This is a genomic window from Peristeroidobacter soli, assembly GCF_004138485.1.
GTDB lineage: Bacteria > Pseudomonadota > Gammaproteobacteria > Steroidobacterales > Steroidobacteraceae > Steroidobacter > Steroidobacter soli.
The window spans coordinates 1692836-1716667 of sequence record NZ_ML142848.1 but is presented as its reverse complement, the minus strand read 5'-3'; the positions used below and the strand labels follow the sequence as shown (position 1 = coordinate 1716667).

Genomic DNA, 23832 nt, shown 5'->3' with positions numbered 1-23832 from the left:
GCTCAAGGCAGATCGATCGCTACGATCCGCGTCGAGCCCGCGATGAACAGCAATTGCTCATCGGCCGACAGCGTCATGCCGAAGCTGGTGACGCTGCCGTAGTTGTCCCAGTAGTTCGGATCCGGCGTGCCCAGGTCGTCCGGCACCGGAATGTTCGCGCCGATCTGCGGGTAATAGATGTTGGCGCCGACCGGTGTCGACACATCCAGTACTTCCACGTGCCCCGTGCCACCCGCGCCATGGACGTAGATATAGGCGCGGTTGCCATCGCTCGATAGCGTGGCCGCCGCGTTGACCGGCAACACTCCGACCGCGTTACCCGCGCGATCGCGCATGTAGCCGTGGTTGATCAGAACCTTGGTGCCCGTGTAGTCCAGGTTCATGCGGTAATAGTAGTAATGCAGGTAACGCCACCAGTCGCCGCGATCGATGTAGGTGCGCGTGTTAAGATCGAACAGTCCATACGCACCTCCGCTCGAGCCGGTGTTGCCGATGGCCAGCACCCGGCCATCGCCGCTGGAAGCCACCATCGGATCATAGTAATGAGACTCGACATAGGTCGGCATCACGATGCCGCCGACCGCGCCGGTCAGCAGATCCAGCTCCCGGACCTCGCCCAACGAGCCACAACTGTTGTGGCCGGTCGCGAACAACGAGCCGCTCGCGGGGGCGGCGACGTACAGACCGTAGGTGGAGGTGCAGTTTGGAAACGAGGTGCCGGGAATGAGTGCCACTGCCCCGGTGTCGAGATCGACGGTGCGCAGGCCGTCCCGTGAAGACATGACCAGCTGCTTGCCATCGCGCATCAGCGCGGCATCCTCGATCTGCGACTGAGCAATGCTCGACAGCGTGTTCCACTGCGTGCCGTTCCATTCGTAACGTTCGAGCTCGTTATAGCGCTCGTCGACCGCATACAGTCGCGAGCGGGCGGCATCGAACAGCAGCTTGATGCGATTGCCCGTGCCGACCATCTCACCGGGGCCCGGCGCGGGTGCGGAGGCGACCTTCAGGGTGGCGACCGAGCGGCGCAGGCCGAGCTGGTTTTGGAAACTCACGTCGTAAGCGCCGGCGGCGAGCGCCGGCAGGCTCAGGGCGATCTCACTTGCGTTGGTTCGGGTTGCCGAGGCGCCGAAGGCCGACAGCGGCTGATCGTTCAAGCGCAGTCGAGCGATATCGTCCTGCGTGAAGTTTTCCCCAAACAACGTCACGTTGGCGGGCGTGCCGGAGCGCAGGACGTAGGGCAGGGCGCTGTTCGCTCGCGGCAGATTCACGTTCGTGGTGAAGCGAACGTAACGGTTGTCGTATTGCGAAGTGCTGATGATCGCGCTCGGGTTGAGGGTGCCGGCACGCACGCCATTCAATTGATTGCGATCGAAGTCGATCGTCACCGTCGTCGGCGCGCCTGCGCTGGTGCCGCTGGGCGGTGCGACGGTCAGCAGCGGCGAATTACTGGTCGCCGACCAGGGGATGGCTCGCGCTGCGTTCTGACCTTGCGCGGTGTCCGAGATCACGATGCTGTGATGGAGCGCCGAATCGGGCGTTTGCGAATCGATGGTGACATCGAACTGCAGCTGGCTGATCGTGAGACTCGGCTGGGTGACTTGCACGACTGCCAGCACCATCACCTGGCCGCCGGACACCGAATCGGTGATACGAATCCAGTCTTGATAACGGTTCGCCGCGAGGCCCGTCATGTTGGGCGTCACACGGATCGTGCCACGCGTATTGCCACTCGTCGCGGAGACATTCACCCACGTCGGGGCTTGCACGGTCCAGGAAACATTCTCGCCGGTGATCTGGAGCGTGACGCCTTCAGCAGGCGCAAACGAACCGCCCTCGATAGCCGTGAACTCCGCGCGGTTCGGCGTGGCGCTGAAGCCTTCTCGCACGGTCATCGTGACGGACAGATCGCGATAGACGACGTTCGATCCGTCGGCACTGCCGCTGGCGAAACGCAGCGTGGCGGAGTAGGTCCCGACGGCCAACCCGCCCGGCCGGGCCTGGACGGTGAAATCGGTGCGATCGCCGCTGCCAGTGCCGCTGTTGCTGACGCTCAGCCATGGCGGCAGGGTCTGGCCCGGCAACGTGCCGACCACCACGCCGTCGCCCTTGAAGGTGGCCGTCACGGTCTGCGTGGGCGGCGTAGTGTACTGCGCGCCGGAAAAGGTCAACGTGCCGGTGGAGAGCGAAATCGAATAGCGGCCGTTGCTGCTGCTGTCTCCGCCACCACCGCCACCGCCGCCGCAGCCGGTCAGCAGCAACAGAAGCGCGCACGCACTCAAGAGCCCGCGAAGAACCGCCGTGTTCCACGTCATTTCTTGGATTCCGCTGAGAAACATCCGCGGCTTGCTTGTAATAAATGCCGCGCCGCGGACTATAGCAAGGCGTCGCGTTACTTGCGCGGGCCCGGGAACATAATTCAAGCGGATGACTCTGGCTGCGCCAGCCCATAGCATGGCCTGGAGTCGGGTCCCGCCCCCGCGGGACGAGGTGCGCAATCATGAAAGTCGGATTGATCGGCCTGGGGTTGATGGGCCACGGCATGGCGGAAAGCCTGCTTCGTGGCGGACACGAGCTGACGGTTTATAACCGCACGGCGAGCAAAGCTGACGCGCTGGTCGCAAAAGGCGCACGGCTCGCCAAGACACCTGCTGACGCGTGCCGTGGCGACGTGGTCATCACGATGCTTGCGGACGATGCCGCTGTCGAAGAAGTGACATTTGGCGCTCACGGCATTCTCGAGAATCTCAGCGTCGGTGCCGTGCATGTTTCCGCCAGTACCATCAGCGTCGCGCTGGCCGATCGTCTCACCATCGAGCACAGCCAGTCGGGCAAGCACTTCGTCTCCGCGCCCGTGTTCGGTCGGCCGCAAGTCGCGGCTGCCGGCCAATTGAACATTCTCGCCGCCGGCGCCGCCGAGCCGGTGAAGCGTGTGCTGCCCGTGCTGGAGTCGATGGCACAGAAAGTGTGGCCATTCGGCGAACGGCCGAGCGCCGCCAATCTGGTCAAGCTCAGCGGCAACTTCATGATCTTCGCCGCCGTCGAAGCGCTCGCCGAAAGCATCGCGCTGATACGCAAGGGCGGTGTCGACGAGCACGCATTCGTCGATTTGATGACCAGCACGCTGTTCGCCGCGCCGATCTATAAAGGCTATGCGCCGCTGATCACGAAGCAGCAGTATCAGCCGCCCGGCTTCGCTGCGCCGTTGGGATTGAAGGACGTGCGCCTGGCGCTCACCGCCGGCGAAAGTTTGAAAGTGCCGCTGCCACTGGGCAGCCTGGTGCGCGATAAGTTTCTTACGCTGCTGGCGCGTGGCGGCGAGGGTGATGACATCGCCGCCTTGGGAAAGGTCGCGGCGGAACAGGCGGGAATGTGAGCTGCGAGCGGCGTGACCCACCGGTCACGCCACCCGCCAACGGGCAGATCAGAAGTTGAATCGGCCCTGGGCGCCGAACACGCGGGTGTCGCCACCGACCGTGATCAGCAGGCCCGCCGAGAACTGCGAGTTGAAGTTGTAGCGGCCTTCGCCGATCAGGTAGGTGTCGCTGTCCATGCCGCCCGCTTTCGCGGAGACATGTTCGACACCGCCTTCCACTTCGACTTTCGGTGCGACGAACGTGCGCAGGCGCACGCCGGCGAACAGGCCGGTGTCGTCGTCGGAGTCGACTTCATAGTGGACCACACCGCCGCGCGCGATGATGTCCAGGTTCTGGCCGAGGGGCCAATGGCCGCCGGCACCCACCATGAAACGGGTGACGTCGATGCCGTGATCCAGGCTCAGGTCCTGGTATTCAGCCAGCGCGAAAATGTTCTGATACACGGGCAGCGAGCCGCGCAGCTGAATGCCATCGCCGTCCACGTCGAAGCGTCCGCCATCGATTTTCGCTTCGGGGAAGTGCGCGACGTCCACGAAGCGGTAGCTCAGCTGCTCGGCGGAAGCCGCCAACGGCAGAGCAAGGGCGGCGGCACAGATCAAAGTCTTGGCGTTCATCTTCATAGGTTCGTTCATTCACTCTCACGTAGCGCGTCGATGCGCTGAATGTATTCTACTGTTCTCGGAGCAGCGTCGCTCGGATTCGAGCCCCGACGTCGTCGCCTGGCGACAAGGTCGTGGCGGAAATCTAACAACGGAGCGTTGGTTGTGGCGCGATGTTTATTGTAAAGACTGGCCTCGCGATGCGGCCGGCCCTCGATCGAGAGCGGATCGGCATCGATCAATAGCGCCTTTGGTTTGGACCGGGAGCGAGCGTTGCTCGTACGCTAGCGCCCATGCCTGTCACACCTGTTGAAATGGCCCGGGCGATCGGCCGCGGACTGTTGTCGTTCCCGGTCACGCATTTCGATGCCGACAATCGCTTCGACGTCGAACCGTATCGCGCGCACTGCGCGTGGATGATGGAACATGAGCTGGCCGGGCTGTTCGCCGCCGGCGGCACCGGCGAATTCTTTTCGCTCACGTTCGGAGAAGTCGTCGATGTCGTGTCCGCGGCGGTCGCCGAATGCGCTGGCCGTTTGCCTGTGATTGCAGGCTGCGGCTACGGCACCGCCATGGCCGTCGAACTGGCGAAAGCGGTGGAGGCCGCGGGTGCCGACGGCATTCTGCTGTTGCCGCCTTATCTGGTGAATGGCTCGCAGGAAGGGCTGGCGGCGCACATCGGCGCCGTCTGCAAAGCCGTCTCGACCGGCGTGATCGTTTATAACCGCGACAATGCCATCATCGACGATGTCACGCTGGCGCGTCTGTGCGACCGGCATCCCAATCTGGTCGGCTTCAAGGATGGCGTCGGCGACATCGAATTGATGACGCGCATCTACACGCGGATGGGCGACAGGCTGACATACATCGGCGGCTTGCCCACCGCCGAGACATTCGCCGCGCCGTACCTGAAGATGGGTGTGACCACGTACTCTTCAGCGATTTTCAACTTCATGCCGCGTTGGGCGTCGACGTTCTACAAGGCCGTGCGCGCCGAGGATCAAGCGAAAGTGCTGGCGGGCCTGCGCGACTTCGTCATGCCCTACATCACGCTGCGGAATCGAGGCAAAGGCTACGCGGTCGCCATCGTCAAGGCGGGCATGCGTGCGATCGGCAAGCCCGCAGGTTTCGTCCGCCCGCCATTGACCGACTTGAACGAGCGCGAGCTGGAGGAATTGCGAGCCCTGATCGCGCGCGTCGAGACGGCGCCGTCAGCAGTTTTTGGAGAGCCTCTGGTACGCAGCGTCTGAGCACGCTATATGTCTGTGCATGTTCGAACTCAGTCAGCTGCGCTGTTTCGTGGTCACCGCCGAAGAACTGCACTTTGGCCGGGCGGCCGTGCGATTGAACATGACCCAGCCGCCGCTCAGCCGGCAGATCCAATTGTTGGAGCGAGGCCTCGGCGTCCAGCTGCTGGAGCGCAGTAGCCGTCAGGTCAAGCTCACGCCGGCGGGTAGCACGTTCCTTCCCGAAGCCCGTCGCATCATTCGTCTCGCCGAGACCTCCGCGCTAGCCGCTCGCCGGGTTGCCAAAGGCGACACGGGGCGGGTGGCCATCGGATTCACCGCGGTTTCGGGCTACAGTTTTCTGCCTCGCATCGTGGCTCGCGCACGCGCGTCGCTGCCGCAGTTCGAGCTCGAGTTGTTCGAAATGGTGACCTCGGATCAATTCGAGGCGCTGATGACCGGTCAGATCGATATCGCATTCGTGCGGCCGCCGGTCGAGCAGGCGAGCTTCGAGTCGCGGCTCATTCTCAGAGAGTCGTTGATGGCCGCGTTGCCAGCCGGCGATCCGCGCGCGGACAAACAAGTATTGACGCCAAGTGACTTCGACAGTCAGCCGCTCATCATGTACTCGCGCCTCGGCGCCGGCTATTTCAACAACATGCTCACCCGTCTGTTCGAGGCGGCCGGCGCGTTACCCGAGTACGTGCAACACGTGACGCAGATTCATTCGATGCTGGGGCTGGTGCGCGCGGGGCTAGCGGCCGCGATCGTGCCGGCGTCGGCGATCGAGCTGCACATGGATGCGATTCAGTTCCGGAAATTCACGACGCGCCCCGCGCAGCCGGTCGAGCTGCACATGGTGTGGCGTCGTGACAATGGCAATCCCGCCTTACAGCCGATGTTGAATCTGTGCGCCGAGTTCGGCATCGACGCTGAGGCGCGTTAACGCATCCAGGGGAACGCCAGCGTCGGCGCGTTGGCATAGCGTCGCATGCTCAGTTGCAAACGCTCCCCGCAGCCCGGCCGCAGTTCGATGTCGAACGCGGAGTTGCCGATGTCGATGCGTCGCTCGCCCAGCGTCGCCGATTCGATGCGATGCTCGGCGTAGGCTCCGCCCTGGATCGTGACCACGCGCGAGCTCACGGGATTGAGATTCACCAGCGTCACACTGGTGCGATCGGCACCCAGCTCATCGACCAATGCGGCGACATCCGACGGTAAGCCGGCACGCCGCCGCTCACCATCGAAATATCTCAACCGGCAGTGCAAGGGCGCGCCGCCTTGGTGTGGCGAGGTGCTCGACCATGGCGGGCGGGCGATATGCAGTCCACCCTGCGAGAGTTGAATCAATGCCGTCACCGTCGCCGGATTGATATCGATGGCATTGTCGGCCAGTCGCGTTTCCGGTGTGCTCCGGTCCGCCTGCATGGCCGCGATCCGTTCGCGGACGCGATTCAATGCCGCGCGTTGTGCCTCGACCGGATAGTTCGCGTTGCGCCCTTCGAGAAATGCGAGCCACGGATGATCGCCGGCCAGCTCGCGATCACTGGCACGCATCGAGACATACCAGATCTCGAAGGCATTGCTGCGATAGGGGCCGGGAGCGAAGCTGTACCAGCCTTGCTCGCCATACATGCGCGGCGTGTGCAGCTTGCCGTCGATGGTGCGCGCCTGCTGATTGATCACTTCGTTCTGGCGTCGCCAGACCTGCATGTAACGATCGTCGCCGGTCAACAGGCTGGCATTCATGAAGGCCACGATGGAGCGCGGCACCCGATTGCGGTCTTCGCGCTGACCGGTTTGCGGGACGATGGGACTGAAATTCCATCCATACACGCCGCCGTACCATTTGCCGCTCGGTCCGCCGATGCGACCGTCGAGGCCGATGAGGCTCGGCAGGATGCCGCCGTTGGCTTCGGCACGCGCCACCCAGGCATCCAGATATTCCAGCGCCCAGCTCCGATACTTGCGACCCCCCGTGAGCATGAAGGCGTTCAGTGCCAGCGTGGTTGAATGCAGATTGAGCGGGTTGTCGCCGACGATGTCGGTGTACTCGCGGTAATGCGCGAGCGTCTCTTCGTAGGTCCGCTCGCCGTGTTCCATCTTGAATTTGGAAACATCGAACGGATCGCCAGCCCAGTCCAGCTCGGTCGCGGGCCGCAGCAGCGGCCCGGCGCTGCCGTTGAAGACGCTGCGAATGATGCGATGTTTGGAATCGTAGTTCGGCGCGCCCGGATCGTCGCCAGTGTAGAAGCCGGCAAAACGACGCGTGCGTTCGATGAGCCTGGCATCCTGCGGCGTGGACAAGCCCATCAGATTGAACGTCGTGAGGCCTTCGCTGATGTGCTGCCAATCCATCTGCGGTGGAAACTCGCGCACGTACATGCCGCGACGGCCGAGCTCGACCTGTTTGGTCCGCACGTTCGAGTACTGTTGCAGATGACCTTCCCAAGCCTTGCGATACAGATCGAGGATGCGATCCGAGCCGCCGAGCGCATGTAACAGCGCCCAGTCGTTCACCTGCTCGATGGCGTCGTCGGGGCCGTCGTTCGCGCCCCAACGCTCGAAGGCGCGCAAGTGGCCGCGTTCATCGAAATACTTTGCGTAGAAGGCTTCGCACGCTTCGGTCTGAACGCGGAGCAACTCTCGCTGTAACAATGCCCATTCCGGCGGCGCCATGGGCGTCGCGGCGATCAGACCGGAATTCGCTGCGGCCGGCCACGCGGCAAGGGCGGCCGCGCCGGTAACGAATTGCCGGCGATTCATTTCAGCTCCAGCCGGCGAATCGGTCCGACGATGACGAAGTACGCAAAGATGGTCAGCAGGCAGTGTGCGCCGACGAAGATCAACGCGCCGTCGAACGAGCCGCTGGCCGCGACCAGATAGCCGATGACGATGGGCGTCACGATGCCGGCGCAATTGCCAAACATATTGAAGACGCCGCCGGTGAGTCCGGCCAGCTGTCGCGGCGAGACATCGGAAACGACTGCCCACCCCAGCGATGCGATGCCTTTGCCGAAGAAGGCAATCGCCATCACCGTGACTACCAGCCACTCCTGCTCGATGTACACGCAGGCGATGATGAGCGTGGCGAGCAGCATGCCGATCAGCAACGGCGTCTTGCGCGCGATGGTGAGCGAGCCGGTGCGCTTCAACAGCCAGTCCGAGCCATAGCCGCCGAGCACGCCGCCGACAAAGCCGCACAGCGCGGGAGCCGCCGCCGCGAAGCCCGCTTCGAGAATGTTCAGACCGCGTTCCTTCACCAGATAGATCGGGAACCAGGTGACGAAGAAATACGTCAGCACGTTGATGCAGTACTGACCCAGATACACGCCGAGCAGCATGCGATTGGTGAGCAACTGCTTCACGTTGGACCAGCGAAACGCATTGCCTTTGCCGGCGTTGGCCTGGTCGAGCGCGATCAGTCCGCCGCCGCTTTCGATGTAGTCCAGTTCCGCCTGATTGATGCCCGCATGACGCACCGGATCGTGAATGAAGCGCACGAACGCCAGTGCCGCGAGCAACCCGAGGCCGCCCATCACATAGAACACCGCGCGCCAGCCGTGGTTATGAACGACCCAGCCCATGAGCGGGGCGAACGCGACCAGCGAGAAGTACTGTGCCGAATTGAAGATGGCGGAGGCGGTGCCGCGCTCGCTGCTCGGAAACCAGGCGGCGACGATGCGGGCATTGCCGGGAAACGAGGGCGCTTCGGCGAGACCGACCAGGAAGCGCAGCGCGAACAGCATGGTCACCGCCGACAGCCCGGCGATGAAGCCGGCGAAGCCCTGCAGGAACGTGAAAACCGACCACACGGCGATGGCGCCCGCATAGATGCGTTTGGTGCCGAAACGGTCCAGCAGCGCGCCGCCGGGAATCTGCGCCAGCGCATAAGCCCAGGCGAAGGCGGAGAGGATATAGCCGGTGGCAATTGGCGACAGGCCCAGCTCGCGCGCGGCGTCGCTGCCGGCAATCGAGAACGTGGCGCGGTCGGCGTAATTGATCGAGGTGACGATGAAAACGAAAAAGATGATGAAGTAGCGCACCCGCGTGCGCCGTTCGGCGATGGCGGCGATCGACATGCTCCCCCTCGTCGTTCTCGTAGTGTTGCCGGATGCTAGGCGGTGGGCGCCGGGGCGTCTAAGTCAAATACTCTATGGATCGATCCACGGGCGGCATCATTGCCAAAACCGCATCGGGCGATGCCGACATGGAATTCGCTTTCGTCACGGCGACGGCACTAAGGTAACTCCAGCGCCGAGGGGCACACCCCGGCCGGTCGAACATCGAATGACGCCGCCAACGAGCGTCGCAGTTTGGGGGAAACCTATCGTGTCTCATCCGATTCACCGGCGCTCGCCGGTCCTGGCTCTGGCGATCGCCGCGCTGTGCGCAGGGGCCGCGCATGCGCAGGAAGCGTCGCAGACTGCGGACACTTCAGTCGGCAGTGAAGGCGGCCTCGAGGAAGTGGTGGTGACGGGCTTTCGTGGCAGCGTCAATGCGGCCCAGGATGAAAAGCGCGCCGCCAGCGGCGTCGTCGACGTCATCAAGGCCGAGGACATCGCGGATTTTCCCGACAACAACCTGGCCGAGTCGATTCAGCGTGTGCCGGGCGTCGCGATCTCCCGCGATGGCGGCGAAGGTCGATCCTTGTCGGTGCGCGGCCTCGGGCCGGATTTCACACGGGTTCGTATCAACGGCATGGAAGCGGTGGCGACTACGGGCGGCGCGGATGCCAATGGCGGAGTCAACCGCGGCCGCGGTTTCGATTTCAACGTGTTCGCCTCCGAGCTGTTCAACTCCATCACCGTTCGCAAGACGGCGTCGGCGGATGTCGAGGAAGGCTCGCTCGGCGCGACCGTGGATCTGCAGACCGCGCGCCCGCTCGACTTCACCGATCAGTGGGTGATGGCCGGCTCGGCGCAAGGCGGCTACAACGATCTGTCCGAATCGACCGATCCGCGTCTCGCGGGCCTGCTGAGCTGGCAGAACGAAGCTTCGACGCTGGGTGCGCTGGTATCCGTCGCCTGGTCTCAGCGCGATGTCCTGGAAGAAGGGCACAGCACCGTGCGCTGGGGACCGTCGGGAGCGAACGGCGGTTTCAATGCGGCCTCGACCCTGCCTGGCTACAGCATCGCGCAGATCAATGCTTCGCCGGCCGGCAACGGCGGCAACTGGGATCAACTGCTCTATCATCCCCGCATTCCCCGCTACGACAACTGGCAGTACGAAATCGAACGTCTGGGCGTGACCGGTTCGTTGCAGTGGCGCGCGTCCGATCGCGCCATGCTCACGATCGATGCGCTGTACTCGAACGCCCAGACCTCACGCGCCGAAAACTATATCGAAGCGCTGTCGTTCAGTCGCACGGCGTCGGCTGGCGGCAAGCCCTTCACCATCATCCGCGACGGCGCGGTGAACGCTCAGAACGAGCTGGTGTACGGCGTGTTCGACGATGTCGACATGCGCATCGAGTCGCGCTACGACGAGCTCGAAACGCAGTTCCAGCAATACACCGCGGCCTTCGAATATCAGTTCACCGACAGTTTCAAGACCACGGCGTTCGTCGGCCATTCGCAGTCCGCCTTCAGCAACCCGGTGCAGACCACGATCACGCTGGATCGCGCCAACAGCGACGGCTATTCGTGGGACTATCGTGCCAACAGTCGCGAGCCCGTCATCAATCTGGGTTTCGATCCGACCGATCCGGCGGCGTGGACCATGACCAATGGCGTGTCGGATCTGCGGATCCGGCGCAACTACGCCGACAACGAATTCACCAGCACCAAGCTGGTGGCGGATTGGACCATCGTGCCGGAGCTGCGCGTGTCCTTCGGCGGCGAGGCCCGGAAGTTTGAATACGACAGTCGCGAGTATCGCCGCGCCGTCGCCGAAACGCAGACGCCGACATTGACTGCGGATCAGCTCAGCAGCCTGACGATGACGTTGAGCGCGTTGACCGGCGATCCCAACTACGGCAGCTACGTCATTCCCAACTACGACGCGATGGTGTCGCAGCTGAATTTGTATTGTGACTGCGTCACTACCATCAACGGGCAGAGCATCGATCTGCGCATGTATGGCATCGAGAATGCGACCGCGCGCAGCAACTGGGCCTCGGTGACAGAAGATGCGTATGCCGGTTTCGTGCAAGCCAACTTCGAGGTGCCGGTGGGGCCGATCACACTGCGTGGCGATGTCGGTCTGCGCTATGCGCGCACCAAGCAGGACACCTTGGGTTACGCGGCGATCACCAATCCGAACGGCTCGGTCGACATCAGTCCGCTGCGGGTGGAGCGAGAGTATGGCAACTGGCTGCCGTCGTTGAATCTGGCGGCTGAACTGGTCCAGGACGTGGTGGTTCGCTTCAGCGCCGCCAAGGTCATCACGCGGCCCACGCTGGCGTCGTTGTCGCCGGGCGGATCGCTGACCATCCTGCCGTCGAATCGCGTGTACAACACCGGCAATCCGTTCCTCGATCCCACCAAGGCCACCAATCTGGACCTGGCCGCGGAATGGTATTTCGCGCCGGGCTCGATGCTGTCGGTCGGCTTGTTCCAAAAAGACATCAGCACGCTGAGCGGCACCAGCATCGCGGACTCGGTGCCGTTCTCGTCGCTGGGCCTGCCGGCCAGCCTGTTGAATGGCACCAACGTGCAGCCCGGCGATCTGTTCGAGTATCGCCGCGTCGTCAATGGCGAGGGCGGCAAGATCAATGGCTTCGAGCTCAACTATCAGCATCAGTTGCGGTTCCTGCCGGGCTTCCTGTCCAACCTGGGTGTGCTCGCCAACTACACCTATGTCGATGCCGATATCGAGTATCCCGGTCCAGGGGGCAGCGCGCCCGTGAGCGGCCCGCTGACGAACCTGTCCAAGGATTCCGCGAATGGCACGCTGTTCTATGAAGACGACCGTCTGAGTCTGCGTGGTTCGGTGTCGTATCGCTCCGGCTATGTCACGGCGTTCGCCGGCGGAGCTCGCGAGAGCAGCAGCGAAGAGGGCGTGAATTCGTCGCTGACGGTCGACGCATCGGCGTCCTATAAAGTCACCGACGCGCTGTCGATCACGCTCGAAGCCTTGAACCTGACCGACGAGTTCCAGGATTTCTATATCGATACGGACGATCGGGTCGTGCTCTACCACAACACCGGCCGCCAATATTATTTCGGCGCCCGCGTCCGCTTCTGACCCCCTGCCGGCGGCGGCTTCGGCCGTCGCCGGGTTGTTTCCGGGAACTCACCGCCGGGCTCGCCTCTTGCATTTACCAGGAGGCAGCCATGTCCAATCCCTCTCCCATGGAGCTGCCCGCGCTGGATCCGGATACCGGCCTGGTGCGCGTCGTGATCGACACGCCCAAGGGCAGTCGTAACAAGTACAAATTCGATGCCAGGCTCGGCCTGCTCAAACTGAGTCGCATCCTGCCGGCCGGCATGTCCTTTCCTCATGACTTCGGCTCCATTCCATCCACCTGTGCCGAGGACGGCGATGCGCTGGATGTGATGGTGCTGAGCGAGGCACCGCTGTTTCCTGGCTGCCTGGTTTACGTACACCTGATCGGGGTACTCAAGGCGGTGCAGAAGGAAGGGCGCAAGACGATCCGCAACGACCGGCTGCTCGCGACCATCGAGACGCCCGTAAACAAACCGGCAATAACCCGGCTCGAGCAGCTGGACTCGCAGCGTCTGCGGGATATCGAACATTTTCTGTCGTCGTATAATCGGGCGCAGGGCCGTGAGTTCAGGATCACGGGACGCGGCGGTGCACGGCAGGCGCAGAAGATGTTTCGCGACGCCGTCCGCGAGTTTGCAAAGACGAAGGGCACGTAACCGATGGCCGAGTTGCAACCTGACGAAGCGGGTCTGTCCGGGGTGCGGCGAATTTTTCAGGAGTGGCTGGCCGGCGCCGGCGACTCGCTCCATCGGAAAAGAGTCACCGACGCGCACATTCACGACGCGCGCAAGCAGCTGAAGAAATCCCGGGCCGCACTCCGGTTGTTGCGGGAGACGATCGGCGAGATCGCGTATCGACGCGAAAACATCGCCCTGCGCGATGCCGCCAGGCCGTTGGGGGTCGCCCGCGACAGCAAAGTGCTGAGCGTCGCGCTGGACGATCTGGTCGAACGCTTCGAGCCGGCCACTCGTTCGCTGAAACTGGACAAATTCCGGCGCGTGCTGCGTCAGGAACAAACATCGGCCCGCCAGGCCATCACGCAGACCTTGATGAACAAGCAACGCAAGGCGTTGCGCGAAGTGGCGGCTCGCAGCAGCCGGTGGAACATGGCAGGCGATGACTGGCAGGTCATCGGCGGCGGGTTGCAACGTATCTATCGCGGCGGCCGGAAGAAAATGAAACGGGCTGCCCGCTCGCGGCTCAGCGAGGATCTGCACGACTGGCGCAAACAAGTGAAATATCTATGGCATCAGCTGCAGATCCTGGAGCCGGCCTGGCCGGGGCTGTTGCCAGAGCTGGCCGGTCAGGTTCACAAGCTGTCCGAACATCTGGGCGACGATCACGACCTCGCGGTATTGCATGCCAGGCTCACCGCCCATCAGGACGCGTTCGAGCGCCAGGACTACGATGCTTTGGTTGCGGTGCTGGACCGTCGCCGCACCAGGTTACAGGACAAGGCCTGCGAGCTGGGCGCCCGGATTTTCGAAGAAAAGCCGCGTCGTTTCGTGAAACGCATCGGTCAGTACTGGCAGCTCTGGCGCAGCGAATAATTACTGCTTGGCCGGCACGAGGTGGACCCTGTTCTGCGTGAGGCGTCGCTGACCCGTTTGCGACCGGTGCTGATGACCTCGGCAGCCACTGTGTTCGGGCACTTCCCGCTGGTGTTGGTTTCGGGCCCGGCAGCCGAGGCGCGGAACAGTATCGGCATCGTGCTGGTGACCGGCATGATCGTCGGGACGCTGCTCACACTGTTCATGGTGCCGGTGTAAGGCGGAACTGAGGCGGCCAGCGCCTGTCCAATTCGCTATCCACGACACCTGGCGCGGGCCTTAGGCATTCCCCTAAGGCCCGCGCCGGCGTCTTGATAAGCGTGTGTTCCGTCGCAACCCTGGGTGTCATGTCCACGATTCCTTCCACTGTTCGTGCCCGTGCCGCGAGCCATCGACGGCAACAATTGTTGGATGCCGCCGCGGCCCTGGTGCTGAAGAAGGGCACCACCGCCTTGACGCTGGAGGCTGTCGCCGAAGCCGCGCACGTCAGCAAAGGCGGGTTGCTGTACTACTTCGACTCCAAGAATTCCCTGCTCGAAGCGCTGGCCGATTACCTCGCCGAACAGCTGCAACTGGAAGTCGAGCGTCAGGCCGCGGGTGGCAGCCTCGCCAAGGCTTATTTGCAGGTCGTGTCGCGCATGGGCGAGCTGCCGAAGGATGAGCAGGTGTTCAAAGCCCTGACCATCATTTGCACGGCGCAGCCGGAGCTGGCCGGGCGCGTGCGGGCACGCCTGAATATGTCTCACCCGGATGCGTTGCCGGGCGAAACGTCGCTCGAGGAATTGCATCTGCGGCTGGTGGCCGACGGAATGTGGCTGGCCGATCTGTTCAGCTGTTACGAGATCAGCTCCGAGCAGCGCGCCGCTTTACTGAAGAAGCTGGGCGCGGCATAACATTTGTCAAGCCTGCGTCACGGGCGGCGCCAATTCGCCCTGCAGGAACTCGATCAAGGTCGCGGTGAATTCGTCGGAGCGCTCGACGTTCGACAAGTGCGCGGCCTCCAACAGCACCAGCTTCGACTCTGGAATCGCCTTCGCCATCGATTCCGCCTGTGCAGGCATCGTCCCCGCGTCCTGCGTGCCGCCGATGATCAGCGTCTTCGCGGTGATGTTCTTGATCGACTCGCGCTGATCCATGTCGCGAATGGCCGCGCAACAGGCTGCGTAGCCTTGTGGCGAAGTCTCCCGAAGTAACGTACGGATCTTGTCGACCTTCTCGGGATGCGTTTGATGAAACTGCGGCGTGAACCAACGCCCCAGCGTGCCCTCGATCAACGAAGCGGTTCCTTGCGTGAGCGCGATTTGAATTCGCGTCTCCCAGGTCTCGCGGGGTGGCATGTGAGGCGTGGTATTACACAACGCGGCCTTGAGCACGCGATCCGGCCACTTGGCGGCGACATGCATCGCGATCATTCCGCCCAAGGACAGACCGCAAAGATGCGCACGCGCGACTCCGCAGGCCTCGAGCACATTGAGCGCATCGGTCGCCAGCAGATCGATGGTCGCTTCTTTGTGAGTGCCGATTGTAGATTTGCCATGGCCGCGCGCGTCGAAGCGGATCAGTTCGAAGCGCTCGCTCAGCGCTTCGAACTGGTCATCCCACATTTCGAACGAGGTGCCCAGCGAATTCAGCAGCAACAGCGCGGGCGCGCCCGGCCGGGGCGTGTGTTCGACGCGAAGTTGGACATCCTGTGAGGTGACTTGCTTCATGAGAACCGGCGCCTGAACGGGAAAGCACGGGCTCTATCGTACAACAGTCCTCACAGTCTTCGGGTTCGAAAGGCCAATGAATAAAGCCCCCGCCTTCGGCGGGGGCGAGTGTGGATTGGAATAAAAATGCCCCGCGTCGAGCGGGGCGAGTGCAGGGAGGAGGAGTCGAGGAAAACTCAGGCGTCGATGGCGTCGCTCTGCTTCGCTTCATCCGTCGCGCTGGTGCCTTTGAGCCGATCATCGTCGCTCGGATCGAGCTTCAGCGCACGACGCACACCGTCGCCGTATGCGGGATCGCACTTGGTAAACAACGCGAGCTGGCGTCGGACGATGGACTCTGGCACGCCTTGCATCGCCGCCGCGATGTTGTCGAACAGTCGCTGCTGCTGTGCTGGATCGAACAGACGGAACAGATTGCCTGGCTGAACGAAATCATCATTGCCGGAGCGATGATCGTAACGATCGGCCGCGCCGTGCAGCGGCAGAGGCGGCTCGGCGAAACGCCGGTCCTGCTTCGGACCGTTGAACGAGTTCGGCTCGTAGTACGCGTCGCTGTTGCCGGTGTCGTTCTGGAAGAACCGCATCGAGCCATCCTTGTGATAATGATGCACCGGACATTTGGGCGCGTTCACCGGCAACGCCTCATAGTGCGTGCCCAGACGATAACGATGCGCGTCGGCATAGCTGAAGATACGAGCTTGCAACACGCGATCGGGCGAGAAGCCGATGCCCGGCACGATGTTCGAAGGCGACATCGCCACCTGCTCGATCTCAGCGAAATAGTTGCTGGCATTCCGATTCAGCTCCAGCACGCCGACATCGAGCAAAGGAAAGTCACGATGCGGCCACACCTTGGTGAGATCGAACGGATTCAACCCGGTGTCTTCCGACCACGAGGCCGCCTGCGCTTCGTTCATGATCTGCACTTGCAGCGTCCAGCGCGGGAAGTCGCCTTGCTCGATGGCGGAGAACAGATCTTCCTGGGTGCTTTCGCGCGTGCGTCCGACAACCTGGGCCGCTTCGGCGTTGGTCCAGTGACGATGGCCCTGCCGGGTCTTGAAATGAAACTTCACCCAGACGCGCTCGCCGGCGTCGTTGATCAAACTGTAGGTGTGCGAGCCATAGCCATTCATGTGGCGCACGTCAGTCGGCAGGCCGCGGTCCGAAAACAGAATCGTGATCTGATGCAGGCTCTCCGGCGACAGCGACCAGAAATCCCATTGCGCGGTCGGCGAACGAAGGTTGGTGCGCGGATGGCGCTTCTGCGTGCGGATGAAATCCGGAAACTTCAGCGGATCGCGAATGAAGAACACCGGCGTGTTGTTGCCCACCAGGTCCCAGTTGCCTTCGGGCGTATAAAACTTCAGCGCGAAACCGCGCACGTCGCGTTCCGCGTCGGCGGCGCCCAGTTCGCCCGCGACGGTCGAGAAACGCAGGATCAGATCGGTCTTCGCGCCAGGCTGTAACACCTTCGCCTTGGTGTACGAGGAAATATCTCCTGTCACCGTTAATGTTCCATGAGCGCCCCAGCCCTTCGCGTGCACCACGCGCTCGGGAATGCGTTCGCGATTCTGATGAGCGAGCTTCTCTATTAATTGATAGTCCTGCAGGAGCAGCGGTCCGCGCGGCCCGGCGCTCAGTGAGTTTTGATTGTCGGCGACGGGGTTGCCGGCACTGGTGGTGAGTGTGACAGCCGTCGCGGGTTCGATATCCGTTTTATTCATCGGTCAGCGCCTGTTTCATCGGTCGGTGAGGCGCAAGGTACGCGGCGAACACAGATCACAGAAATCGATTGATCGGATGACGCCGATAGACAAAGTCTTGGCGCTGATCGCGCTGTCAAAGGGGTTTCCCGGACGGGATGTGACCTCAGTTCGTGCTCTAAGGGATCCCCGGTGCGGGCCCAGGCTGTTTCCGGCAGCGGCGCATCAGCCGGTTGCTCGTGCGCCGGTCGCCGCCGCGCCGGTTGTGGAGTGGCAGGAGTTCTGAGCCGCTAGCCGGTGGTGACCACACCGCAACGCTGGTGACAACTAGTCGGCGGGGTAGCGTTGCGGACTTTCTAGACTGGGGGCCATGCACGTCGCTGCCTCCAAGTTTTCTAAACTCTGCTGTGCGCTCGTGGCGCTCGCAGGATCCACAGTAACGCCCGCTGCGGCGCCGCCGCCATCCCAGGCGAATTTACAGCCGGTGTTGAATGCCGGCATGGAGGGGCCGTCGGCCTTGCGCTTCGACTGGCCGATGATCCGCATCGGCACCGGCGAATACGACGAGGGCCCCACCGGCGTCACGGTGTTTCGATTCGCCCGTCCGGTGCACGGGGCCATCGATGCGCGCGGCGGCGGCCCGGGCACGGTGAATCCCGAATTCCTGCAACTGGGCTACGACCGGCCGGCGCTCGATGCCATCGTGTTCTCGGGCGGCTCATGGTACGGGCTCGAGACCGTCACGGCGGTCAACACGGCCTTCGTCGACGAAGGCTATCGCGGCGGACGCTGGGACAACGTCGGGCTGGTCGAAGGCTCGATCGTGTACGACCTCGGCTCGCGCCGGCTCAACGAAATCTATCCCGACAAGAAGCTCGCTCAGGCCGCGTTGCGCGCGGTACAGCCCGGCGTTTATCCGGTCGGCCCGTACGGCGCGGGACGGTTGGTGATGACCGGCGCGGTGTTCGGTTGTAACGCGCACTCCGGTCAAGGCGGGGCATTCCGGCAGATCGGCGATTTGAAGATCGCCGCGTTCACCGTCGTCAATGCGTTCGGCATCGTTACGGATCGCGACGGCCGCGTGCCCAAGTGCAATCGCGAGCCAGGCTGGCCGCAGGAGCTGAAGGCGAAGGACTTGATGGCCGACGCGATGAACACGCGCAAGGACGGTTGGCCGCCGCCGCCCGCTCCGGGCGACGCACGACGTAACACCACGATCAGCCTGGTCATCGTCAATCAAGCGCTGGCGCCGTGGGAGCTGCAGCGGCTCGCCGTTCAAGTACACACGTCGATGGGGCGCGCGATTCAGCCGTTCGCGACGGAGTATGACGGCGATGTTCTATATGCCGTGTCCACGGCGGAGCTCTCGCCGCCGGAGGATAAACGTATTTCTCTGGTGAACCTCGGCCTGCTCGCGGGCGAAGTGATGTGGGATGCGGTTCTGAGTGCCGCGCCCGAGCAGCCGACGATACCCGTGCCGTCGAGCACCCCGGTCGCCGATGCGAAAGCACTCAACAAATATTCCGGCGACTATCCCTTCAGTCAGTTCGCGAAACTCACCGTGACCGCGGCCGACGGCAAGTTGTTCGGTCGAGCCACGGGCGAGCGTGACATCTACGCGATCCCGCGGGACGAGGCCGTCGAGCTGCTGCCCGTGAGCGCCAACGAGTTCACCGTGCCGGGCCGTTATCCATTGCTGTTGCGTTTCGATGCCGGCGGCGCGCTCACGATCAATCCCGGACGCTGGCAACAAGTTGCGAAGAAGGCGCGCCGCTGACGCGCCTCGATCGATGCGAAGGACGTGGGGATCACAAGTAATGAAGGGGAACGAAGAATGAAGAGTCGAGCGATCGGACAGGCCGTCATCGCCACCGTGGGCGTGCTGGCCGTGCAGACGATGAGCTTTGCGCAGGAGCTGGAGGAGGTCATCGTGACGGCGCAGAAGCGCGCCGAACGTCTGATCGACGTGCCCATCAGTCTGGACGTGTTGAGCGGTGAGCAACTGGAGCAGCGTCGCATCGAGACGATGAAGGACCTCGCGTACAACGTGCCGGGTCTCACGTTGCGTGAGGACGGCCCGGGAACGTATCAGGTATTCATTCGCGGTCTGGCGAATCATTCGGGCACGGATGCGCTGGTCGGCATGTATCTGGATGAAGTGCCGCTGACGCTGACCGGTTTCGATCAGGTGTCGCCGGCGGTGCTGGATTATCAGCGCGTGGAAATTCTCAAAGGGCCGCAGGGCACGTTGTATGGTCAGGGTTCGGCGGCGGGCACCGTGCGCTTCATCAGCAACGATCCCAAGCTCGATGCGCTCGAGGGTCGCTTCGAGGCCGAGACTTACGATGTCTCCGGCGGCGAGATGGGCGGCAAAGGTTCGGCGGTGTTGAACGTGCCGCTGGTCACGGACCGGCTGGCGTGGCGCTTCGCCGGTTCGTATCAAGGCGGCGGTGGCTGGCAGGATCAGCCCGAGGCGGGCATCAAAGACGGCAATGGCACCGAGCTGCTCAACGTGCGCAGCAAGCTGCTGTGGCAGCCGACCGAAGAGTTCAGTGCAAACCTGATGATCCAGGTGAATCGCGCCGAGACCAAACTCGGCATGGGGTACGAAGAGCCGGATCGCACCGTCGATGTGGGCCCGGATCGCTCCAAGGTGCTGCGACCCAAGACGGTCGACTTCGAGCTCTACAATCTCACCTTGAACTACGATGCCGGCTTCGCGAAGCTGATCAGCGCGACGTCGTATATCGATTTCGATCATCACCTGCCGTTCACCTATATTCCGCGGCAGGGCAATCTTCAGTACGGCTACGTTGAGGGCAACGACGATCGCGCCATTCTCGCCGAGCAGTTCAGCCAGGAGGTGCGGCTCGCGTCTTCCGGTGGACCGTTCGAGTGGACGCTCGGTGCGTTCTATCGCGATCTGGATTATCGCAATCCCGTGACCTACGAATACGAGTATACGACCGACGGCAGTCTGTACCAGGGCGGCGGCATCTTCGTCGGCAACCTGTATTACTTCAGTCACCAGACCGCCAGGTCCTATTCATTGTTCGCCGACGGCAGCTATTCGTTCAACGAGCATTGGACAGTCGGCACCGGTGTGCGCTACTTCGAGGACAAGAAGACCAGCCTGATCGAGTACTCGCCCGGCACCGGCACCGAGCTGGACGCGACATTTCATTCCGTCGATCCGCGCGCGTATGTGCGTTTCAAGCCGAACGACGAGACCACGTTGTATCTGAACTTCGCGAAGGGCTTCCGCAGCGGCGGGTTCAATCAAGAGCCGTTCGCGCCGTACCAGCCGGAGAAGGTCTTCACCTATGAGCTGGGTGTCAAAGGCTCGGCGGGCGACGGGCTGGTGCAATACGACTTCGCCGGCTTTCTCACCAACTATGAGGACATGATCCGGCGTCGGATGACGGTCATCGACGGCGCGTTCCTGTCGGAGTCGCGCAATATCGGCAAGGTGCGCGTGAAGGGGGTCGAGGCCGGGCTCACACTGCAGCCCGCGGATGGCCTGTCGTTCTATGCGAATGGCGCCTGGCTGGACAGCGAGATGATCGAGACCGATCCGGGCGACCAGGTCAACGTGGTCGGCGATTCGTCCGACTACACCCCGAAGTTCAGCTGGAGCGTGGGCGGGCGTTACGAGTTCAGCGCGCTCGGCGATCTGCCGGCGTTCGTGAGCCTCGATTACAACCATCGCGACGAGGTCGCTTACATCGATCGCGCGAGCTTCCTGCCGCAGTTCCTGCCGCAATGGTCGGACGCGATCGACCTGGTCAACGTTCGCGCCGGCCTGACGGTGAAGCGGGTCGACCTGGAGGTGTTCGTCGACAACCTGACCAATCAGAACAAATGGGCCGACCCGTACCATGCCTGGGCGAATGCCGACCGCACGCGGCCGCGCATGATCGGCATCAAGGCCGGCTATAGCTTCTGACCGACGGACGAACCGGCGCGGCGTTGGGCTAAACTTCGCCCGATGTCCGCGCCGCCGCCCAATCCTCGTCGCATTTCCCGCCTGCGCTATCGTCCCGTCACTCGCCGTGACATAGACGAGTGCATGAGCCTGTTGCCGCCGTGGCAGGGGCTCAGCGCGGAGCAAAGGCAAGCGCTGCCGCGACTGTGGCAGCAACTCGTGGATGAGCCGTCGATGGTCAGTGCCGTGATCGAGGACATGGCGCTGCCGGGCGAACGCATCCAGGGCTGGGGCGTGACCTTGATCGTACCGAGGCAGCAGGTCAGCGAGCTGCGTCTCGATCAGGAGCCCGAGGCTTTCCTCACCCGTCGCGTCTATCAGTCGCTGCTCGACGGGCGCTTCCGGCCGATGACCGATCGCGAGATCGGCCAGGAGAACGCGGCCGGCGAGCTGACCATGTTGATCCTGAATTTCTCGGCGCGTCAGTACGGCCCCGAGAATCCTTATGGACACAGCCTGATCGCGACGGCCAACGATACCTATCGCACGTTTCACGACGGCTACAACCTGCGCGCCATCTACTACGAGACCAACGCGATCGATCAGTACGCCGCCGCGCCTTCCGGGTTCTTGCGACGACGGTTCGCAAACGAGTCGGATCTGCTGACTGTGCCGCTCGAGCTTCGGCCTGCTTACTTCGGGCTCACGCGGGCGGAGGCATGGAACCAGTTGCCGGGCCCGCCGACCCGGAACAGCTTCGAACATCAGCCGCCGCTGTTCTGTTTCTCCGCCTCGCAACGACGGTTGCTGTGGTTCGCGCTGTTCGACGAATCGGACGAAGCTTTGATGCCCACCCTCGACGTCTCGGTGCATGGCCTGAAAAAACTCTGGCGGGGCATTTACGAGCGGATCGAGGATCGCATGCCCAGCTTCTTCGGCGACGCCGCCGGTGGCGACGATGGCAAGCGCGGGCCGGAAAAGCGCCGGCAGGTCATGGCTTACGTGCGACAGCGGCTCGAAGAACTGCGCCCCTGGACTCCGGGCTGATCCGTCCGACGCGGAAAGTCTGTGTCGAAGTGTCGGCCCGGCCCTGGCCCGGTCGTCTTCCAGTCAGATCGCAGGCAATTCAATCAGGAGTCCGACAATGCGCGTCATGGTTCTGCTCAAGGCCACCAAAAACACCGAAGACGGCGTCATGCCCAGCGAGCAATTGCTCGCCGACATGACCAGGTTCAACGAGGCGCTGGTCCAGGCCGGCATCATGCTCGGCGGCGATGGCTTGAAGCCCACCAGCGCAGGCAAGCGCGTGCGCTTCGCGGGCGACAAGCGACTGGTCATCGATGGGCCGTTCGCCGAAACCAAGGAAGTGATCGCCGGCTATTGGATCTGGCAGGTCAAATCCATGGACGAAGCCGTCGAGTGGGTGCGTCGCTGCCCGCATCCCATGCCCGGCGAGGACACCGAGATCGAAATCCGTCCCTTTTTCGAGGCGGAGGATTTCGGTGCCGAGTTCACCCCGGAGCTGCGCGCCAAGGAAGAGGAGTTGCGGGCCCAGGTCGAGCGCCAGCAGGGCTCGCGCTGAGTTTTGTAGGAAAAAGGCATACAAAGCCTGAGAGGCCGGCCCGCCGCTGACATTCCTGCAATCGGGCCGACATCTGAATTTGCTAATCAGCCGTGCCGCGCTGCAGAGTGGCGCGAGTGCTCCGCAGAAATGAATAAGGCGCGTGGCCCGGGATGACCGGACCACGCGCCTTCGGTTGGGATCTGCGCGGGACTTAGAGCGGGCGGGACAGGGTCGTGCCGGCCTGAGCCTTGAGCGCATCGATCAGCGCGGGCGACAGGTCGGTCGACTGCGCGACCGGGGTGGAGCTGTTGGCCGGACCAGCCGTGCCAGCCACCACCGGGAGCAGGGCAACGACGCTAAGGGAAAGCAGGAAGAACTTTTTCATGACTGTGCTCCTGAATCTGCTCGATCAACCCGCGACCACGAGGGGGCGCTTGGCACCGCCGGTGTCACCAGCGAGCAGCGGGCGCTTGGCACCGCCGGTGTCGCCAGCGAGCAGCGGACGCTTGGCACCGCCAGTGTCGCCGGCGAGCAGGGGACGCTTGGCACCGCCGGTGTCGCCGGCGAGCTGGAACAGGGGACGCTTGGCACCGCCGGTGTCGCCGGCGAGCAGGGGACGCTTGGCACCGCCGGTATCGCCGGCGAGCTGGAACAGGGGACGCTTGGCACCGCCAGTGTCACCGGCGAGGAGGGGGCGCTTGGCACCGCCGGTGTCGCCGGCGAGTTGGAGCAGGGGGCGTTTCGCGCCGCCGGTGTCGCCAGCGAGCGCGGCATTTGTCATAAGGGCGCCAACGATGGTGGCGGCAGCTACAGAGACTAGACGAATGCGCATTGAACACTCCCGCGAGAAAAAAATGTGTCCCAACCTTCAAAACGCCGGGCTCGTTATTCCAAGTGATCTTAACTTGTGAAGCCCGTCACATGGATTGTTCATTATGCAAAGGAAAATGGATATTCAGGAGAACCCTGAATTCAACCTGCGACGGGCTCTACGTGGATGTCACAGCGC

At 63.1% G+C, this 23832-nt stretch carries 19 protein-coding genes and 1 pseudogene; 12 read left to right on the top strand and 8 right to left on the bottom strand.

Translation table 11 applies throughout. From position 1 onward, the window contains the following. Positions 1 to 2 precede the first annotated feature (2 nt). The gene (locus tag EKO19_RS07155) at positions 3 to 2315 is read right to left on the bottom strand and encodes a BACON domain-containing protein (protein ID WP_129775649.1); all 2313 of its coding nucleotides are present in this window, start codon (positions 2313 to 2315) and stop codon (positions 3 to 5) included. A gap of 185 nt (positions 2316 to 2500) precedes the next feature. Between EKO19_RS07155 and EKO19_RS07150 the strand changes: the two genes are divergently transcribed. Next, positions 2501 to 3376 carry an NAD(P)-dependent oxidoreductase gene (locus tag EKO19_RS07150; protein WP_129775648.1) on the top strand — a complete coding sequence of 292 codons (876 nt, stop codon included), beginning with the start codon at positions 2501 to 2503 and terminating at the stop codon, positions 3374 to 3376. Between the two features lie 48 nt (positions 3377 to 3424). Here EKO19_RS07150 and EKO19_RS07145 read toward each other — a convergent pair whose 3' ends face one another. Then, on the bottom strand, positions 3425 to 3991 hold the full coding sequence (locus EKO19_RS07145) for a hypothetical protein (protein WP_129775647.1): 567 nt from the start codon (positions 3989 to 3991) through the stop codon (positions 3425 to 3427). Between the two features lie 278 nt (positions 3992 to 4269). Here EKO19_RS07145 and kdgD point away from each other — a divergent pair, with 278 nt between their 5' ends. Both kdgD and EKO19_RS07135 read left to right on the top strand, forming a co-directional pair. Then, positions 4270 to 5226 (top strand): 5-dehydro-4-deoxyglucarate dehydratase, encoded by a 957-nt coding sequence (gene kdgD / locus EKO19_RS07140; protein WP_129775646.1) that lies wholly within the window; start codon positions 4270 to 4272, stop codon positions 5224 to 5226. A gap of 19 nt (positions 5227 to 5245) precedes the next feature. Continuing rightward, positions 5246 to 6148 (top strand): LysR substrate-binding domain-containing protein, encoded by a 903-nt coding sequence (locus tag EKO19_RS07135; protein ID WP_129775645.1) that lies wholly within the window; start codon positions 5246 to 5248, stop codon positions 6146 to 6148. Here EKO19_RS07135 and EKO19_RS07130 read toward each other — a convergent pair. Both EKO19_RS07130 and EKO19_RS07125 read right to left on the bottom strand, forming a co-directional pair. Next, entirely contained in the window at positions 6145 to 7968 is a 1824-nt protein-coding gene (locus EKO19_RS07130; RefSeq protein WP_129775644.1) for a hypothetical protein, read from the bottom strand. The two genes, EKO19_RS07135 and EKO19_RS07130, sit on opposite strands and share 4 nt — an antisense overlap. After that, positions 7965 to 9284, bottom strand: a complete 1320-nt coding sequence (locus EKO19_RS07125) for an MFS transporter (protein ID WP_129775643.1) — start codon at positions 9282 to 9284, stop codon at positions 7965 to 7967. The genes EKO19_RS07130 and EKO19_RS07125 overlap by 4 nt, the downstream gene beginning before the upstream one ends. Positions 9285 to 9534: 250 nt before the next feature. Between EKO19_RS07125 and EKO19_RS07120 the strand changes: the two genes are divergently transcribed. From EKO19_RS07120 to EKO19_RS07100, 5 genes and pseudogenes are all read left to right on the top strand, one after another. Beyond that, positions 9535 to 12390, top strand: a complete 2856-nt coding sequence (locus tag EKO19_RS07120) for a TonB-dependent receptor (RefSeq protein ID WP_217705162.1) — start codon at positions 9535 to 9537, stop codon at positions 12388 to 12390. Positions 12391 to 12479: 89 nt separating this feature from the next. Next, entirely contained in the window at positions 12480 to 13028 is a 549-nt protein-coding gene (locus EKO19_RS07115) for an inorganic diphosphatase (protein ID WP_129775641.1), read from the top strand. A gap of 3 nt (positions 13029 to 13031) precedes the next feature. Next, the gene (locus EKO19_RS07110; RefSeq protein WP_129775640.1) at positions 13032 to 13922 is read left to right on the top strand and encodes a CHAD domain-containing protein; all 891 of its coding nucleotides are present in this window, start codon (positions 13032 to 13034) and stop codon (positions 13920 to 13922) included. 36 nt (positions 13923 to 13958) lie between these two features. Continuing rightward, positions 13959 to 14135 (top strand): annotated as a pseudogene (locus EKO19_RS07105) (efflux RND transporter permease subunit); the annotation flags it as partial. A gap of 134 nt (positions 14136 to 14269) precedes the next feature. Beyond that, the gene (locus EKO19_RS07100; protein ID WP_129775639.1) at positions 14270 to 14815 is read left to right on the top strand and encodes a TetR/AcrR family transcriptional regulator; all 546 of its coding nucleotides are present in this window, start codon (positions 14270 to 14272) and stop codon (positions 14813 to 14815) included. A 6-nt stretch (positions 14816 to 14821) separates the two neighbouring features. Here EKO19_RS07100 and pcaD read toward each other — a convergent pair whose 3' ends face one another. Continuing rightward, positions 14822 to 15631 carry a 3-oxoadipate enol-lactonase gene (pcaD, locus tag EKO19_RS07095; RefSeq protein WP_129775638.1) on the bottom strand — a complete coding sequence of 270 codons (810 nt, stop codon included), beginning with the start codon at positions 15629 to 15631 and terminating at the stop codon, positions 14822 to 14824. A gap of 176 nt (positions 15632 to 15807) precedes the next feature. Next, positions 15808 to 17355: a catalase gene (locus EKO19_RS07090; protein ID WP_129775637.1), complete on the bottom strand. Its 1548-nt coding sequence runs from the start codon at positions 17353 to 17355 to the stop codon at positions 15808 to 15810. Positions 17356 to 17749: 394 nt separating this feature from the next. On the opposite strand from EKO19_RS07090, the gene EKO19_RS07085 reads away from it, so the two are divergent. The 4 genes from EKO19_RS07085 (at position 17750) to EKO19_RS07070 (ending at position 22841) form a co-directional block, all read left to right on the top strand. Further along, positions 17750 to 19111, top strand: coding sequence for a P1 family peptidase (locus EKO19_RS07085; protein ID WP_157995152.1), 1362 nt, complete (start codon positions 17750 to 17752; stop codon positions 19109 to 19111). A 57-nt stretch (positions 19112 to 19168) separates the two neighbouring features. After that, a complete protein-coding gene (locus tag EKO19_RS07080) occupies positions 19169 to 21280 on the top strand; it encodes a TonB-dependent receptor (protein WP_129775635.1) in 2112 nt (703 codons plus the stop codon). A 123-nt stretch (positions 21281 to 21403) separates the two neighbouring features. Then, on the top strand, positions 21404 to 22306 hold the full coding sequence (locus EKO19_RS07075; protein WP_129775634.1) for a hypothetical protein: 903 nt from the start codon (positions 21404 to 21406) through the stop codon (positions 22304 to 22306). A 97-nt stretch (positions 22307 to 22403) separates the two neighbouring features. Next, positions 22404 to 22841, top strand: coding sequence for a YciI family protein (locus tag EKO19_RS07070; protein WP_129775633.1), 438 nt, complete (start codon positions 22404 to 22406; stop codon positions 22839 to 22841). A 193-nt stretch (positions 22842 to 23034) separates the two neighbouring features. Here EKO19_RS07070 and EKO19_RS38185 read toward each other — a convergent pair whose 3' ends face one another. Both EKO19_RS38185 and EKO19_RS38180 read right to left on the bottom strand, forming a co-directional pair. Continuing rightward, positions 23035 to 23208, bottom strand: coding sequence for a hypothetical protein (locus EKO19_RS38185; RefSeq protein ID WP_157995151.1), 174 nt, complete (start codon positions 23206 to 23208; stop codon positions 23035 to 23037). A 24-nt stretch (positions 23209 to 23232) separates the two neighbouring features. Continuing rightward, positions 23233 to 23655 carry a hypothetical protein gene (locus EKO19_RS38180; protein WP_157995150.1) on the bottom strand — a complete coding sequence of 141 codons (423 nt, stop codon included), beginning with the start codon at positions 23653 to 23655 and terminating at the stop codon, positions 23233 to 23235. Positions 23656 to 23832 lie beyond the last annotated feature (177 nt).